The 16,125-nt window shown below is 67.1% G+C and carries 14 protein-coding genes and 4 pseudogenes; 13 read left to right on the top strand and 5 right to left on the bottom strand.

The genetic code is table 11. The features are described 5' to 3' along the window. Positions 1-156: 156 nt before the first annotated feature. A pseudogene (locus NRO40_RS30235) lies at positions 157-1,118 on the top strand (IS481 family transposase). Positions 1,119-2,411: 1,293 nt separating this feature from the next. Continuing rightward, entirely contained in the window at positions 2,412-2,933 is a 522-nt protein-coding gene (locus tag NRO40_RS30685; protein ID WP_306674903.1) for a barstar family protein, read from the top strand. Here the strand turns inward: NRO40_RS30685 and NRO40_RS30225 are convergent. Further along, positions 2,875-3,054 (bottom strand): annotated as a pseudogene (locus NRO40_RS30225) (transposase); the annotation flags it as partial. The gene NRO40_RS30685 and the pseudogene NRO40_RS30225 overlap by 59 nt on opposite strands. An 80-nt stretch (positions 3,055-3,134) precedes the next feature. Here NRO40_RS30225 and NRO40_RS30220 point away from each other — a divergent pair. Then, positions 3,135-3,650, top strand: coding sequence for a DUF4253 domain-containing protein (locus tag NRO40_RS30220; RefSeq protein WP_058944305.1), 516 nt, complete (start codon positions 3,135-3,137; stop codon positions 3,648-3,650). On the opposite strand, the gene NRO40_RS30215 is transcribed toward NRO40_RS30220, so the two are convergent. Next, positions 3,612-4,316 (bottom strand): hypothetical protein, encoded by a 705-nt coding sequence (locus NRO40_RS30215; protein ID WP_058944304.1) that lies wholly within the window; start codon positions 4,314-4,316, stop codon positions 3,612-3,614. The two genes, NRO40_RS30220 and NRO40_RS30215, sit on opposite strands and share 39 nt — an antisense overlap. Between NRO40_RS30215 and NRO40_RS30210 the strand changes: the two genes are divergently transcribed. The 4 genes from NRO40_RS30210 to NRO40_RS30195 all read left to right on the top strand — a co-directional run bounded on the left by NRO40_RS30210 (position 4,207) and on the right by NRO40_RS30195 (position 8,836). Beyond that, the gene (locus NRO40_RS30210; protein ID WP_257375594.1) at positions 4,207-5,949 is read left to right on the top strand and encodes a S1 RNA-binding domain-containing protein; all 1,743 of its coding nucleotides are present in this window, start codon (positions 4,207-4,209) and stop codon (positions 5,947-5,949) included. The genes NRO40_RS30215 and NRO40_RS30210 overlap by 110 nt on opposite strands. 4 nt (positions 5,950-5,953) lie before the next feature. Further along, positions 5,954-6,706, top strand: a complete 753-nt coding sequence (locus NRO40_RS30205) for a hypothetical protein (RefSeq protein ID WP_257375593.1) — start codon at positions 5,954-5,956, stop codon at positions 6,704-6,706. A gap of 346 nt (positions 6,707-7,052) precedes the next feature. Next, positions 7,053-8,123 (top strand): barstar family protein, encoded by a 1,071-nt coding sequence (locus NRO40_RS30200; protein ID WP_079047373.1) that lies wholly within the window; start codon positions 7,053-7,055, stop codon positions 8,121-8,123. A gap of 224 nt (positions 8,124-8,347) precedes the next feature. Then, positions 8,348-8,836 (top strand): hypothetical protein, encoded by a 489-nt coding sequence (locus NRO40_RS30195; RefSeq protein WP_058945077.1) that lies wholly within the window; start codon positions 8,348-8,350, stop codon positions 8,834-8,836. Between the two features lie 211 nt (positions 8,837-9,047). On the opposite strand, the gene NRO40_RS30190 is transcribed toward NRO40_RS30195, so the two are convergent. Beyond that, positions 9,048-10,424 (bottom strand): tetratricopeptide repeat protein, encoded by a 1,377-nt coding sequence (locus tag NRO40_RS30190; RefSeq protein WP_058945081.1) that lies wholly within the window; start codon positions 10,422-10,424, stop codon positions 9,048-9,050. A gap of 416 nt (positions 10,425-10,840) precedes the next feature. On the opposite strand from NRO40_RS30190, the gene NRO40_RS30185 reads away from it, so the two are divergent. Next, positions 10,841-11,215 carry a hypothetical protein gene (locus tag NRO40_RS30185; RefSeq protein WP_058945080.1) on the top strand — a complete coding sequence of 125 codons (375 nt, stop codon included), beginning with the start codon at positions 10,841-10,843 and terminating at the stop codon, positions 11,213-11,215. An 841-nt stretch (positions 11,216-12,056) separates the two neighbouring features. Here the strand turns inward: NRO40_RS30185 and NRO40_RS30180 are convergent. Beyond that, positions 12,057-12,497 carry a hypothetical protein gene (locus NRO40_RS30180; RefSeq protein WP_257375592.1) on the bottom strand — a complete coding sequence of 147 codons (441 nt, stop codon included), beginning with the start codon at positions 12,495-12,497 and terminating at the stop codon, positions 12,057-12,059. Positions 12,498-12,868: 371 nt separating this feature from the next. Between NRO40_RS30180 and NRO40_RS30175 the strand changes: the two genes are divergently transcribed. The 4 genes and pseudogenes from NRO40_RS30175 to NRO40_RS30160 form a co-directional block, all read left to right on the top strand. Further along, positions 12,869-13,177 carry a hypothetical protein gene (locus tag NRO40_RS30175; protein ID WP_157901946.1) on the top strand — a complete coding sequence of 103 codons (309 nt, stop codon included), beginning with the start codon at positions 12,869-12,871 and terminating at the stop codon, positions 13,175-13,177. Between the two features lie 10 nt (positions 13,178-13,187). Then, complete coding sequence (locus tag NRO40_RS30170; RefSeq protein WP_058945075.1) at positions 13,188-13,985, top strand: hypothetical protein; 798 nt, start codon at positions 13,188-13,190, stop codon at positions 13,983-13,985. 497 nt (positions 13,986-14,482) lie between these two features. Further along, positions 14,483-14,743: a hypothetical protein gene (locus tag NRO40_RS30165; protein WP_232791265.1), complete on the top strand. Its 261-nt coding sequence runs from the start codon at positions 14,483-14,485 to the stop codon at positions 14,741-14,743. Positions 14,744-14,854: 111 nt separating this feature from the next. Then, positions 14,855-15,190, top strand: a pseudogene (locus NRO40_RS30160) (ATP-binding protein); the annotation flags it as partial. A gap of 28 nt (positions 15,191-15,218) precedes the next feature. Here NRO40_RS30160 and NRO40_RS30155 read toward each other — a convergent pair. Beyond that, positions 15,219-15,572 carry a hypothetical protein gene (locus tag NRO40_RS30155; RefSeq protein WP_157901945.1) on the bottom strand — a complete coding sequence of 118 codons (354 nt, stop codon included), beginning with the start codon at positions 15,570-15,572 and terminating at the stop codon, positions 15,219-15,221. Between the two features lie 335 nt (positions 15,573-15,907). On the opposite strand from NRO40_RS30155, the pseudogene NRO40_RS30150 reads away from it, so the two are divergent. Continuing rightward, positions 15,908-16,045 (top strand): annotated as a pseudogene (locus NRO40_RS30150) (transposase family protein); the annotation flags it as partial. Positions 16,046-16,125: the final 80 nt, after the last annotated feature.

The following is a 16,125-nucleotide window of genomic DNA, read 5'->3' as shown; positions in this document are numbered from 1 at the left end:
CCCGTCCTCGGGACCGCGGGCTGCACCCCCCTGTCTACGGGCTAGGTGTGCTGTCCCGGGACGTTGGTGACACGCGTGCTGGGTGCTTGAACAGGTGAGGGCCTTCTGGGTTCGGTGTGGATTGCGACATCTACCGCCGACCGCCAGGAGGCCCTCGTGTCCCACCGTAATGCCCCGCTGACGCCGACCGGCAGGTTACGTCTGGCCCGGTGTGTCGTGGACGACGGCTGGCCACTGCGACGGGCCGCGGAACGTTTCCAGGTCAGCCACACCACCGCCGCCCGTTGGGCCAACCGATACCGCCAGCTTGGCGCTGCAGGAATGCACGATCGCTCCAGTCGCCCCCACCTCAGCCCGCGCCGGACGCTTGCTGCCGCCGAGGAGCAGGTCGTACATCTGCGACGCGAGCATCGAATCGGTCCGGTGCGGCTGGCTGCCCGATGCGGCATCGCCGCCTCCACCGCCCACCGCATTCTCGTGCGCCACCACCTGCCCGCTCTGACCGCGATCGACCGGGCCACCGGCGAACCCGTCCGCCGTTACGAACGAGCCCGGCCCGGCGAACTGGTCCACATCGACGTCAAGAAACTCGGCCGCATCCCCGACGGCGGCGGTCACAAGGTCCTCGGCCACGCAGCCGGCCGAGCCAACCAGGACCGCCGCAACGGCACCGGATACGCCTAACTGCACACCGCCCTGGACGACCACACCCGCCTGGCCTACACCGAAGACCTGCCTGACGAGAAGGCCGCCACCTGCGCGGCCTTCTGCGACGAGCCACCGCCTGGTTCACCCAGCAGGGCATCACGATCGAGCGGGTCCTGACCGACAACGCCTGGGCCTACACGAAGAACACCTGACGCGACACCTGCCGCGACCTGGGTATCAGCCCCCGCTGGACCAGGCCCTGGCGACCGCAGACCAACGGCAAGGTCGAACGCTTCCACCGCACCCTGCTCGACGAATGGGCCTACATGCGGCCCTTCACTTCAGACAGCGAACGGCAGGCGGCGTTTCCCGACTGGCTGGACTGGTACAACTACCACCGACCCCACACCGGCATCGGCGGCCACCCACCAGCCAGCCGCGTCACCAACCTGTCCGAACAGCACAGCTAGGCCGTAGCGAGACGACCGGCAGCAGGCCGTACGCCTGCGGCAATCACTCGTCTGGAGGTCGGGCGGGCCGCCAGTGAACCACAGGCCGCGCCACCCGCGCGGGTCCGGCGGACGTTTTGGAACCTTCGCGAGCCATGCTCTGCCCCGCTCGAGCAGCCAGAGCCCACCGCCCTGGCCCCTAAAACACGGATGCCAGCCGGATTGTTCGGGACGACCGCACAGACACGGGGCGCCCACTGCGACGTGGGCAAACCGTCCGCCGAGGAGGAAGGGCCCTGATCCCCCGACAACGATCGGAAGGGGAGCCGGGGGAATCGAGCATCGCGCTGATGCGAGCCGCGCCCGCCGTGGCGTTCGGGGTCCCGATCAGCCATGCCCTCTGCCCGCAGGGACGTACCGAAGCATTGGGTATGCGTGACAGCACCTGGAATCACATCGACCAGGGCAGCGGCCAGGTTGAGGAGCGATCCAAGCCTGTCGTTTGACTTCAGGCGTTCGGCGGGGTCGCTGAGGTGGTGACCTGGGCTGTCCAGTAGCCGGGTTCCCGAGGTGGATCCCAGGCCACGTCGACGTCGGCTCCGTGGAAGTCGTGCGCGAGTCCCACCACCATGGCGGCCGCGGCGGCCCGTGCCTCGGCTGGCTCGGTGTGGGCTGGTACATCGGTAAGGCGCCCGCAGAGCATCCCACCTTCCCCCGTGAGAACACTGTGGCGCCAGCCCTCAGGCGTCGCCGTCAGGACGATACTCTTCGGCATGCCGAACGGAGGCCGCCCGTTCTTGACCCGCTCTCGTCTCACCATGGAGCTATCCAACCTCGTCGGCCACCTGGCAGTTCACGTGGGCGGAAGTTCAGCTGCTCGGGTCGCCTCCCCGGTACAGCCGCCGACCCAGGACCTGACGCCAGCCTCAAGTACGCACGCCCACCGCCCACTGCCCGCCGCTCACACCCCGCCGCCGACAGCACCCGCTCGCACCATAGGGTCGGAACAGTTCGACCGAAGACCTCCCGGCCCCCACGGCCAAGCACTGGCAGGACTGCACGGATGTGTACGACTTCCTGGACCAGATCCGTCTCCGGCCCGGCATGTGGCTGCCCGCAGGCTCACTCCTGCACCTGCAGCCCATGCTCACCGGCTACCGGGCAGCACTCGGCGCACCGTACCGACGAACCCTGGGCTTTCTGGCCCGAAGGCGACTTCAGCCGTTGGCTCCGTGAGTATCGCGACACATAGCCGGCTCCCTACCTGGGCAGCCGAGATCGAGCGCAGCACCCCCGACGGCTCAACCCCCGTCGATGAGTTCTTCCGCTGCTCGACGCCTACCGGAGCGACGCGGCGGCGCAGACTCCGGAGCCCACCGCCACGACTACTCGGCTTCTCGGCATCGATTGCGTAATCAACATTTTCGTCACCCTCCTCTGGCGCAAGCGTCTCCTTACACAGGCGACCGAACGTCTCGAAGCCGCAGCTTCCGCGTGATCCGCCTGGAAACCGGCCAAGGGAACACGGAGCGAGACACGCACCGTGCCATGGCCGTCGCCCTGGACTTCCCCGACTGCTACGGGCACAACCTGGACGCGCTCAACGACTGCCTCGGCGACGTGGCCTGCTACGGCGGCTACGACGATGCTCCCGAGGGCGCCGGACCGGTCCTCGTCTTCACTGACTACGACCGGTTCGCGACGACCTGTCCCAGGGCGGCCCAGGTCGTCCTGGACATCATCGCCGACCAGGCCCGCCGGGCAGCCGTACTTCGCGCTGCCACGGGCCGAACCGTTCGGGCAGGTCCCTCCAGGGCACGCCGGTGCGGAACTTGAACACGATGCCCTCCAGGACCTGGCGGTGATCCCGCCACCGGCCACGAGCTCGGCCCACAGGCGGTAGCAGCGGTTCAATCACCGCCCACGCGGCGTCGGAAATCTCCCTATCCCTCACCACCGGACCAACGATCCGATGATCGGAAAGACACTCCCCTAGCCCGGTGGTGGGGTACCTACACAGCGGTCGACGAAGACGACATGCTCGACGCCGACAAGCGCCGCGCCGTCACGGCTCCCTTCGGGCAGACCTGGCCCGGTCTCGCACCCGGTCGGGAGATGACAACGAACCCCGATCAACTGGCCGCCGAGTTCGCGCAGGCGTTCCTCGCTGACCGCCCCCTGACGCGTCTGGGGCTCGTCGCCGCAGCATCCGGTGCCGAGGCGCTGACAGCCGCGGGCTGGGCCGGCCCCTGCAACTACGACAACGACACCGCGAAGTTCTCCGCAATCGTCCGCGACTGGGAGCATCGGTTGGGCGCCCGTGTCGTTGCGGTCGGCTTCTCCACGCTGCATCTCAGCATCGCCGCGCCGCCAGCGAACGAGCATGAAGCTCTCCTGGTCGCGGCCGAGCACTTCGCCTTCTGCCCGGACAACATCTGGCAAGGCAGCCGGCCGTACGCTGGCCGCATACGCCGAGCGGATCACCGGCGTCCATCACTGGGACTTCTGGTGGGACTAATTCGCTTCCCAGGAACGCTCGTCCATCCCGGGTGAAGCGTCCCTCAAAGGCCCTGCGCTCCGGCTGCTGCACCGCAGGCGCCCGCTCCTACTCCCCAGGGGGAAGCTCGCCCGGGCTCTCCAGAACTCAGGGTCCCGTGGTCCGGTGAGCCACTGGATGAACCGATCTGCCGAAGTCTCGAAAGCGTCAGCCAGCGAAGTGGTTCCGACGACAGTCCGTTCGACCGGGTCGATGTAGTGAGCGTTGTGGTCCACCTCGCACCAGCAGGCCACGCTGATGGCCGACCAGACACTGAGAAGGCCTTCCTCGGTCCACTCCACGTCGAGTGAGACCTCGAGCCAGTCACCGCCTTCGTCGTAGAGCGAGACCTCAGCCAACAGGACCTCCGGGGTTCCGGCCTTGGCCCGTCCCGGAAACGTGACGTGCTGCGGGAACCACTGCCAGACCTGGGGCTTCCTCGATACCTGGGCGCCATCGATCGCATCCGCCGAACGCCGGATGCGGTCGAGATCGGCGACACCAGCGTCCGGGAAGAGGGCCTCCAGGGGCACGGCATCGAAGGTCCCGCTTGGCGTGTTCATGAGCCTGAGCATGAGGATCACCAGCTTCAGGGGCAAGGCTCGAAGTGGCCCCAGACCTAGAGTCGTGGCCGTGACCGAACCCCTGACGAGCGAGCCCCTGAAGGACTTCCTGAACACCATACGAGCCGGTGAAGTCCGTACCGGCCGCGTCATGAGCATCGAGGACCGGGAGGTGCTCGTCGAACTGGACGGGTTCTCCGGCCCCAGGAAAGCAGTGGGGTGTATCCCTCGCGGTGATCTGACCCGCAAGGCGATCGGGCATCCATCCGAAGCCGTGAGCATCGGGCAGCGGCTCACCTTCGAAGTGATAGCCGTCGACTGGCAGCAGGAGCACGTCTGGGCCTCCGCTTCAGCGTGCGAGGACCCGGCTCTGCGAGCATTCCTTCTCGGCCTTCGGCGCGGCGCAACACACCAAGGCCAGGTACAGAGCGTCCACAACTTCGGTGTGTTCGTGCACCTCGACGGCGAACCGGTCGATCAGTGCACCGGTTTCATCAGGCCCCCCGAACTGAGCTGGCGGTGGATCGACCACCCCACCGACGCCGTCACGGTGGGCCAGCGCGTCGTAGGCGAGATCATCGACGTGGACACCCGGCGTGGACAGGTGCAGCTGTCGCTGAAGGCTCTCCAAGAGGACCCGCTCGTTCCCTTCGCGGACCAAGCAGGCCTTGTCGCCACCGGCCAGGTCACCAAGCTGATCCCGTTCGGAGCCTTCGTCCGCATCGCCGACGGCGTCGATGGCCTCGTACACAACACCGAGTTCCGAGACGAGCCCGTCGAGCACACCGACCAGATCGTAAGCGAGGGAGACGAGATCACCGTACGAATCGTCGAGGTCGACCTCGTGCGCCGCCGCCTCACCTTGTCCGCCAGGAATCTGCCGCAGACGGGAAACGATCTACCTGAGAACGGGAAGCGATCTCCAGTTGCCCTGTACCGCACCAGATCACCGCCACTCGTGAACAACCCCTTGCACACGTCAGATCACCAGAAAGGCGGTGATCGGCGCGATTACCAGCACCCTGCGCCGGCCGCAGACGCTCGTGCTGAGCCGCCTCGACGAGGCCGGGACGCTGCGGCCGATCGGCCGCAGTACGCCGCTGTGGTCGGACGCGGCCCGCGCCCTGGCCGAGCGACTGACGCCGGCAGGATCCGAGCACCCGTGGGAGGCGTGCGGTTCACGACCTCCTGGAGGTCGCGGACGCCGTTCGATGTCGTGCTGGTCGAACCGAAGCTGATCGCCGAGATCATGGTGGACACGGCGCAGGAGCGCAGTCCTGGCGACACCCGGTGCGCTTCACCCGGCTCCGGCTGGACATCGGGGTCAGGGACATCCCGCCCTTCGGCGCGGGCGCCGAGCCTGCCAGCGGCTGACCGCCTCGCATTGCTCCCGAAGTGGTGCGGCGGCGTCATGAGCATCCCGCTTGTTTCGTCGCCCCCGATCTGCTGCTCAGCTGTCGGCGTCCCTTCGAAGCCGACGATGAACCACACGAAAGCAGCTACTACTTCACCTCCGGGTTGCTGGCCCAGCTCGGCTGCTACGACTGCCCCAGCCAGGGCGGCCAATCGTGCGGCCTTCCCTCGCCCCCTCGCCAAACCCCTGCACGCCCCGCCACCGTCCGGGTGGACGGGCCGCTGTCCAGGGCGGTCCTTTCCCAACCCGCTGCGCCGGCGTCATTCGGCACCGACCGAGGAGCGGTTTGAAGCGGACAGGGCGCCGCAGTGGGCCATGGTCGAGCATTTCCTAGGGTGAGCCCATGACATGCACCCCCTGGTCCTCGCCCACAGCGGTCGCGTCCGCCACTGGGCCGCTACCGTCCGTCGATTGGATCGATCAGGTCGACACCGACCCCATCCGCGCCCTGGAGATGCTCGTCCTCGGCTGGTATCCCGCGGAGGACACCAAGCTCGACCAGGAAGCGCTAACCGACGACGAACTCGTCGGCTTGCCGCAGGCACTTGCCGCCTTCCACCGCCTCGCCCGCCTTCGCCCCGCCCTCCACCGCTTCAGTGACCCGGTGCTACTGCGTCCCCGGCACACCTCAGGCCCGCTCGGCGGCCGACTGGTTTTCGCGGCCGACAACCAGGGCTGCAGAGACTGGTCCATCCCCTGGCCGCCCCAGCACCCCGCCAGCACCGACCCCCACGTCTGGCTCACCGAGGACCCCTGGCACGACGAGAACCCGGAGAGGATCCTCGAAGCGGAACCGCTCAGCCGCTTCCTCCTCCAGTTCACCCTGCACGAAGCCAGCGGCATCGCGCCCTTCAACGCCTGGACTCTGGTCATGCCCGTCAACCGCCTCGAACCGCTGTGGGACTTCCTGCGCCCGGTCCCCCTCAGTCCCTTCCTTCCCACCTACGGGGCCGACCGGTTCTACGCCGCCCCCGGATTGCTCGCGAGCGTCAGCGTCGACGAGAATCAGGCGACCGTCGCTTTCGGCGCACTTCACCGTGAAACCCTCGCCTCTCTGCGCCGATACGACTTTCCCTGGGCGCGCTTCGATGAGTAGTCCCCGGCCACGTGGATCATCCGAATGAGCCACGGCACAGGCCCGACTCGGCTTCACGGACATGCAGGCCGTCGCAGCTCAGAGCCGGTTCACAAGCTCCTGCGGGCGGTAAGTCGACGGGCCGCTCAGCCTTCATGTGGCCGGAGAGACGTCCCTAGGGTGCCCCTGCGGGTCTGGCTCAATACAGAGCCTGGGCGAATCATGCTCCGGCTCGACTTCGAGCTGTGCTGGGTCACCACATGGATGGACTGGCAGGTCAGGCTGAAGCCGCCCAGCCCACCCGACCCGCGGACCGCAGCCCGACCGGCGACGTGTCATCCCACCGTCGTCGCCCTGGAGGACCTGCATGGCCGCCGCAGCCGGCCCGCTCGTGATCGCCGCGGCCCTTTCCCAAACCCCGGACGCGGGCGCGCGCTGCAGCGCCTCGTGGGAGCCGCCCCGGCCGCCCGGACCGGCGACGTCCGCCAGGCTCGCGGCCCTGACCGAGCCAGCGCTCGCTGTGTTCGACAACGCCGCCGCGACAGCCGAGCGCCACCCTGATACCTTCCCCACCGGCCCTACCGAGGCCATCTTCTGTAGTCTCTACGGCCCAGGAGGTGCTGTGGGAGAAGTGGCCAGCGCAGTAGAAGAAGATAACTACGCCTTGAGGAGCGACGAGGACGAGAGCGACTTCTGGGGCTTCGCGCAGGAGGCCGGAGGTTTGTTCACCCCGAGTGAGGACGGTCTGCGCCAGGTCGAACTCCTGGGGTGCTCGCCCCGGGGAGCGCTCCTGACCTGCCTCGATCACCTCGGCCGCCGCCGCGCAACTGCAGGCAGCGCGCATCTGGCCTTCCTCGACACCGAAGGCGTCGAGATGGGTTCATACTTCGTCAGCAATGTCACCGCGACCGCAGCCAAGCCGTCACCACGCGGGGATGGCCTTCTCGATGTCACTGTCCGCCTGTGGTGCGACGAGCTTCTCCCTGGCTCGGCCTGGGTGTGGGAATTGCTCCGAACGGGGCAGCTGGACCGGAAAGGCCTGTGGCACTCCCTGGACCCGGAAGGACGGAGAGCCTGGTTGTCCGTGGCCTTGTGGTCACGGCACTACCAACGTCGCGAACACCCCGAGGACGCTGCGCCAGGAGAGGTGTTCACACTGGACGGCCGACAAGTCGTGGACGCGGACAGCTTCTACTGTGCGCTGGGTGAGGCCATCAACGGGTCCGGCGGGTACTTCGGGTGGAATCTTGCTGCCGTGGACGACTGCCTCCGCGGGCGTTTCGGCGCCACACCACCGTTCACTCTGGAATGGCAGAACTCAGACATCGCGAGATCACAGCTGGCCGGCGGCCAAGCGAGCGACAGGGACACCGGCGCCGATTTCGACGTGCTCCTGGAGATCTTCACAGACCACGGCATCGACGTCCTGCTGCGGTGAAACAGGGATGCCTGCTTCGTCCAGCTGGACTCCTCCGATTCAGCCGCTTGGTTATCGGAGTGACGAATGACTAGTTCAGGTGGGTATCGCTGCGTGGGGGAAGCCGTACGTGTCGCGTGCGTTGCGGCGGACTTGCACGATCCATCCGAGTCCGCGGGGCCGAACGAAACGCGGCGGCTGAAACCACTGGACTGCTGGTCAGCGGACCTGTCAGGGTTCGTCTCGTGGAGATTCTTGATGTCCTGACCAGCATGGCGAAGACGGGTCGGCTGGGCCCGGTGTTCAGTGGAGCGGACTGGAGCACTGTGACCTCTATGCTCGGCAAGCCGTGCGACATCGGCTCGATGAGCCGCAAGAGAAAGTGGCCGCGACTGTTCGCCTACGGAGACCTTGAGCTGAGTGTCTGCCGTGGCCGAAAGGTTTCTCTTATCTGCGTTCAGACCTGGCGTGACATCATCGAACTTCCTCCATCGGTTACCGGAGGGACGGGCACCTTCCCCGCGAGGCTCAACCACACGGACATCGTTTCCGCCCTGGAGAAAGCTGGCTGTTCCTGGGAGCCGTATTCTCCATCGACCTTCGGCAACCAGTGCTCCCTCGTGGCGATCCCGACAGGAGCGAACTTCACCTTCGAGATCCCCGAAGGCGAAGATCCCGTGCTGAACGCCATGGGGCTGTCAGGCGACGGACACGACTGCTCTGTCAACTCGTGAAACAGTCATCGCTCCAGTGACCGCCAACCGCTACTCAAGCTCGGCGACCAACGTAGTCGCTGCAGACGAACCAAGCCATTATCGCCGTCCCGGGCGCCCCTGCCTTGAGCATTGTCACCCGAGGCATCGCCATCCGATATGCCAAGGCTGCCGAGTCCTACGAGGCGGCCTTCGCTCTCGCATCACCTCTGATGTGGGCACCAGCGCCACGCTAAACGGGGGGCTCCGCAGAGTACCCGTCCTCCCTGAGACGGACGAGTTCGGTCATTGCCTGGGCGGCGCGCTGTTCGGCGACTGTGGGGTGGGCGGCTATCGCCTCGGCCGCCTGCCCTTGCTGGACCAGGACCTCGAACAGCTCCTCACGTGCTTCGATGGCGCCCAGGTCGCGCAGTTCCGCCGCGGCTTCAGCAAGGTGGCCGGCGGCGCTGAGGAGACCTGCTCTGAGGATACGGGGGTCGGTCCACGGATCGGGATGGGCTTCGACCACGGCGATCGCTTCCTCGGCACGGCCGAGACCGGCAAGGGCGAAGGCCCGCCACCAGTGCTGGAACTCCTTGTGGCCGTGGTGGGGCACGGTAAGGGGATGGTCCAGGAGGTGGAGCAGTTCTGCCGGCCGGTCGAAAAGAGAGTAGACGAGTGGGGCCAGGAGGTTGGAGCAGTCGTACCAGCTGAAGCCGGGTTCGGCCACGGCGATCGCGTCGTCCAGTCGGCCGTCCTGGAGCAAGACCGAGGAGAGCCAGGCCCGGTAGCCGACCCAATCGTCGGCAGCGATGGCCTCACGCATCACCCTCTCGGCCTCCTCGGCCTGCCCGTGGTCTCGCAAGGCGCCGACGTAGATGTGCAGGAGGGTGCGTGCGTCCTGTCCGTTGACCAGCTCGCGCAGTTCATCGAGACGGCCCTGGCGTGCCAGTAGTTCGGCGTAGGCGGTGAGGGTGTCCGCGGAGAGGAAACGGCGCGCGGCTACGTCCTCGCCGAGGATTCGGATCGCCTCGTCGACGCGGCCCGCACGCTCCAGAACCTGGGCCTGGAGCTCCGGGGCATCCGAGCGGGAGTAGTCCCATCGGCCCTCGTCGCGGGCGCGCCGCGCGGCTTCGGCATGCGGGGCGATCAACACCAGCACCCGCTCATCACGGTCCTTGCCTTTGGTGATCTCCACCAGGACCGTCCGGATCCACGACTCACCGATGTGCGGCACGAGCAGGTCAATGGCCTCATCCACGCACCCTGTCTTGGCGAGCAACTCGGCGATGCCACGGCACACGATCGGTGAAGCGCGGCCCTCCTCGTCCGGGTGCATCAGATCCAGAGCCTCAGCCACCCGGCCCGCCCGCAACAGGATCTCCGCCTTCGCCCAAAGAGCTGCCCGCCACCCGGTCGCGACGAACGGCTCCATCACCTCCAGCGCCCGCCCGAACTCACCCGACCGGCACAGCTCCTGGGCCGCACGTTCCGCGCAGAACCACTCGCCGCGTTCCTCTGCCGCCCGGATCACCAGGTTCAGGTGGCCGTGCTCCAGCAGGAGAGTCACTTTGCGGGGAGAAAGCCCACCGTAGTTGCTGGCCTGCCATGAAAGATCATCTGTGTTCACGGCTGGAAGCGTAGAAGCAGCCACCGACATCACCGCCACGAGGCAGTCGATCACTCGGCTCGACCTACGGCGATGTCAACACGTCCATCCGCCGGGCTCCGGCTCGCGCTCGGGCTGACGGATGCCATTTGACGACAACTCCCAGGGTTGATGGCTCTGTGGCGAAGATGACGTAGCACGGCGTCGAGTGGCAGGTGCGGGTCCTTGTCCGGTGCCCAGTGCTCGCAGACGCCGCGGATGGCGCATGCCACGTCTGCTGGAAGGCCGGCGGCGTGAGGTGTCTGGGCGGCTGTCGGCATAGGGGCATTTCTCCCTAGTTGCGTACGAACGAACCTCCCCAGCTCTGACCGCAGGCAGCGGCAGTGCGGCAGAGGATCTCGGTTGAGATCGGTACCCCGACCAGGGACACTCGCGCGATGAGCCACAGCACATCGCCTGAACCGATCGAGCGAGGGTGGGACGCGCCCTGGTATCGGGTCCGCACGGAGAGCTTCCAGGCGTCGTTCCTGCCCAGCGACGGCGAGGACTTGGCCGAGGTCTGCCACATCGATGTCTTCGTGACTTTGACGGATGGATCTCGTTGGACCGCGACCGTGTTCACCGTCGCGGAAGTCGAGCACCTGATGAATCTCTGGGCCGGGACCGACGAGGCCCTCGAGGGCCGCTACTTCTGGGTCTCGGACGGCCTGATCGTCAGGGATCCCGGCATCGACAACATGACCGACGTAATCGCCGGACTGATCGAGAACGGCGAGTTTCCCGAGATCTTTCAGCGGGTGATCAGCAACTGATCAGTGCTCGGACGGCGGAAGCGACCTGGGGCGTCAGGCCACGTCGTTGTCCCGTTCGATCGCCTTTTCATCCGTACGCGGGTGGGGACGTTCACGTGTACGCCGACAGCGGCCTCGTCCGTCTCCGGCGTCCAGCGCCAGGGCCTTGCTGCCACGCTGGGCGGGAGACCGTCCACCCTCCCGGGCACTGCTGCCTCAGGTTCAGACGAGCAGGAGAGCCGGGTGGGGGTCACGGTCCAAGGACACGCGCGGTAGGTCCACCTCGCAGTGCCTCCCCGCCAGGGTCAGCAGAACGGTCTCGACGCTCTCCGCAGCAGTCAGGTTCGGGACTCCCGCCGCCACAAGGCCCGCCGCCACCCTGCCCCAGAGTCGCGCCCGGCGCGGACCGCTCCAAGGCGCCCCGGCCCTCGACCGGCTCGAAGAACGCGGCGACCTCCGGTCCACGGCATGCGCGAACCATAGGGGCGGCGTGCCGCTGTCCAACGCGACGACGCACTCGGTGCCCAGCGACACCCGCTCCAGCGTCTGAGTCTCCATACCCTCAGCGCTCGAGCGCTCCAGCGAGAAGGCCCACGCGCCGCAGACGCCCAGACGCGTCACCGCGCCCTCGTCCATCGCCAGCGGATACCGCGGGCATGACGTCACCTGGATCCCCGCCCAGACGAGCCACGAGCGAGTCCACGTCCAGCCCGCGGGTCAGCAGCAGGCAGTAGGTGTCGCGGTTTTCAGCCAGCCAGCGGATGCCGTCCATCGGTCTCACCCGTGTCTCTTGAGGTGACTGGCGCCTGTGCTGTCGGCCGCTTGTTCAATAGCTGCCTCGCCGCCTCGACCGCTTCTCTGCTCAGTTCTTCGAAGGAGACGCCCCAGCTCTTCTCCCAACCGTCCAGGTTGTGCGCGCAGCCACGAGGGGTTCCAGCTCTTCGGGGTAGTCGAGGTCAAAGGCGATGTCTGCCCAGATGAGGTGAGTGCCGGCGGCGGGATCCAGGGACCCGTCGGCGATCCGGCCGGCGATCCAGTAAGCCATCGCCCACTTTGCGGCCTCGGGGTCCGCGGGCGGTTGGAAGAGCAGACCCAGCTCCTCCAGTACCTGGTCGAAGAGAATGGGGGCTTCCGGCTCTTCGCTGCGGAGCAGGCCAGCTAGCATGGCGAGGGACGGGCTCTCAACCCCGGCGATCAGCGCGCCCACCCCTGCCTGAATGAGTCGGTCAGACCCGACGTGCCTGCCGAAAGCCCTCTCACGCGCGATGTGTCTGAGCTGATCGAGGGCGTCGTCTGGGGTCATCAAGTCTTCTCGCTCGGGCAGCCGGGAGGAGAAGGCTCGCACATCCGCCGACGCCGCCGCCATCGAGTTCCTCCGGCCATCGCTGATCACGACATGAGGACGTACTTCCGTAGGAGGGGGGCGGCCTGTGCACGTAGAGGGTGACCATCGCTCCGTCGAGCAGCACCTGATCCGCTGCCCCCGCCCCGCCCTGCACCGCACCCGCTGTGCCGGGCTGTCCGGTTCCGGCCTGTGTGTGTCGGCTCGCCGGCTCCACGGTGTAGCGGTGAGCAACGAGGAGATGCGGTCGGCCGACTGGGTCGAACTGCCTGTGGCCGACGAGGCTTTCGTCGCGGCGCTGAGCGCGCAGGGCGAGCCGGAAGCACGGGCTCTTGACCGGTGGTTTCGTTCGGCGGCTGGCGGAGACCGAGGAGCCGTGTCTGCGCGGTGCCGCCAATGCGCTGCTGAGCCTTGCAGGTGCCAGGGAAGCGGTGGGCCTGAACGACGTGGCCACCGCCCAGGTCGACGCCCGACCCGGCCTTTCTCATGCTTGGGTCGCGGCGCCGGACGACGAGCCCGTCTCCGCCCCGAACCGTCCGGTGCGATACCGGCTGGCCGCCGGCCCACCTGCGGGTGGCGGCAGTGCGGCGATTCTGCTGGCCGGGTTGCTGATCACCATCCTCAACAGCAGTACGGCGTAGGGTGGCTGACATGTCACGTACCCGGGGAACATGGAACACCAGGGGCATGTGGGCCGGGGGCGCGGCGCTTGCCGCCGTGCTGGCCCTGTCGGCGTGCTCCCTGCTCGGTACCGGCGAGACCGGCAGCGAGGTGCCGGTCAAAGGCGGCGCGGGCGCAAGCGCGGCCGCTTCCGTCAGCCCGACCCCGTCCTACACGACGCCGAGCGACTGGGACGAGCCGGAGCGGTGGGCGGCGCTGCCGCCAGGGCAGCGCACCGACGAGCGCGGCAGCCAGGTCGGATACCCGCACACCGCCGAGGGCGCCGTGGCGATGATGGCAGCCGCCAATACCATGACCGTTGAGGGCGGGAAGTCGTCCGTCGACGAGCAGCTGCGCATCTACCACTCGTACTTCAGTACGGACGACCAGTCGGCCGAAGGTACCGAGGCGGTCGAGCGTCAAGCGACGGACACGGACACGATGCTCGCCCGGCAGGCGGGGGTGCGCGCCGGGCAGCCGCTGCCGTCCGGCGCCTACACGCGCAGCCACATCGTCGGCTACAAGATCATCAAGGAGTCGGGTGACGAGGTCAGCGCATGGCTGCTGGGCCGCGTGGTGCAGAAGACCGGCGAGATCGAGAAAGAGAACGGCTTCTTCACCCGCACCCTGGCCGGCGCCCAATGGCGGGGCGGCGACTGGAAGCTGACGACGACCGCCACGGAGCGCGCGCAGCGAGATGCTCAGATTGAGGGCAAGCCGCCGATGGCGGCGCCGGGTGACATCATGTTCAACCGCGCGGAATGGACGGCCATCCGAGAGGCGTCGTGAGACGTCGGTCGACCGCACTGCTTGGCCCTGGTCGCGGTCTTCAGCCCATTGGCGCTGCCGCCACCCGCGGTCGAAGACTGGTCCGATCAGTAACGGCAACCAGCTGGCCTGCCGGACCAGCAGCGGCCCGGTCATGGGCGTCAACGGCAAGGTGGCCGGCGCCAGCGGGCTGATCGGCTCGCACCTGTTTCGGGGGGCGCGGGGATGTGCGGTGCCGGCGCCGAAGAGGGGGTCCGACTGCGGGAGACGGCCGACGTACTGCTCGGGAAGGTGAAGCGGCCGGGCGGCTATCACCGCGCCCGTCCCCAGGTCGTGGCGGGCGCGAACACGCACATGGCCGAGAAGGGTATCCCGCTCGCGCAGCACAACAACGACCTCGGGACTGGTGGGCTCGCATGTTGAGGTGCCGCGTATTCCAGCTCCAATCGCCACGAGTGGTCGCTTCAGGTGAGGGGAGCGGTGTTAAGGGTCCGGCCCGGAGTGGGTATGTTCGTCCGGTGGCACAGTCGAAGCGCTTCGGGGGAGTGTCGGTGGACGTCGTCGCGATCATGGAAGCGCTGGCTGAACAGGGCGTAACGGTGCTGGTCAAGGCCGACACCGAGCGGATGGCGGAGAGGCGCAAGCCTTGGACCTTCGTCGCCAGTGGAGCACCGTCGCGCGAGGACGTCCTTGTGCGAACGGACGCCGCGTCGATGGAGCAATGCCTCGCAGCGTGTTTGCCCCGTCTGCGTGAGCTGGGCTTTTCGTTCCCTGAGTGAGGAAGCGACGTCGCGGTTCACCGGGTGTGGTCGCCGGGGGCGTGTCGGCTCCTGGTTCTTACTGTTTCGGTGACCAGGTGGGTGGCTGTCTTGTCGTTGTAGCCGAGGGCCGAGCTCGTCGAGGCTGCCGATGAGAAGGAGCTGACCAAGACCATCGCCCGCTACGGCCGCGTCGACATGCTCTCCGTCGACGAACTCAGCTACATGGAACGCGACCGCCGCGGCGCCGAGCTCCTCTTCCAGGTTCTGACCGAGTGCGAGGAAAAGAACAACGTGGCGATCGTCTCGAACGACTCGTTCGGAGGCTGGACGAAGACGTCCACCGATCCCCGGCTTTGCGCGGCCACCGTCGACCGGCTCACCTTCGGCGGCAACATCATCCAGACCGGAACCGAGTCCCACCGCCTCGACGCGACCGAAGCTCAAGCGGAGCGAGCAGTCGGCTGAAAGACCGCCGAGCTGCGCCATGAGGCGCTCACGGGGTTCCAGCTTCGATCTCCCGCAGCAGTTCCGCGTCATCGCCATAGAGCTCAAGACTGAACAGCAGACCGAACCGGGTCAGCAGCGCTGCCAGATCCTCGAACCGTTGAGGATCGACAACTCCGTTCAGGAGCGTCCCCTCGTCGGTCGGGTCGACCTCGATTCGACACCAGCTGGCCTCGACCTCATACGACTCACACGACGAGCCTGATGTGGAACTCCAACCAGCCCCGACGAACCGCTCGGCCACCAACGATGCACTCGAGGCTCCTACCAGGCCACCACACAGGTTGTTGTTGATCTCAAGCCAGACCGGATCGAGCGACTGTCCCTCATCGGATATGTCCACAGCTGGATTATGAAGCAAATCCTGCAACCCTCGATCGAACACACCATCGACATCAAAACTCGGCTCTGGCACAGATCTTGGGGATTCGTCGCGAAGTGTACCCCGTTGTTCGATTGCGAGGAGACAGGTTCGCGTGAGATCGCGTACGCCTTGTCGTCAGACGATCGGAAGTGACGCTTTCTCAGGTTCTTGCCGGCGGCTGCTGTAGTCGGTCGTTGACCGTGATGGTGCTGGTCATGCAGACCGATGCACCGTTCTGAGAGTCGCTGGTGTTCGAGGGGATCGACGATGTGGACGTTGAGGCGGTTACGGCCGCCTTCGGCACGGTCGAGGTGATGGCGAGAGGCCGCGCGGTGGGGGCGGCATGTCCGGACTGTGGTCGCTTCTCGGACCGAGTCCACGACCGCTATCAGCGCAGGCTGAAGGACCTTCCGCTCTCTGAGCAGGGCTTTGTGATCCGGTTGACGGTCCGGCGTTTCACCTGCGGAGTGGCGGACTGCCCGCGCCGGAGGTTCGCCGAGCCGTTCTCCCGGTTGGCTGCCCCGCACGCACG

Source organism: Streptomyces changanensis (assembly GCF_024600715.1).
GTDB lineage: Bacteria > Actinomycetota > Actinomycetes > Streptomycetales > Streptomycetaceae > Streptomyces > Streptomyces changanensis.
Note: the sequence above shows the minus strand (reverse complement) of the source record. Positions and strands in the feature narration are given on the sequence as shown.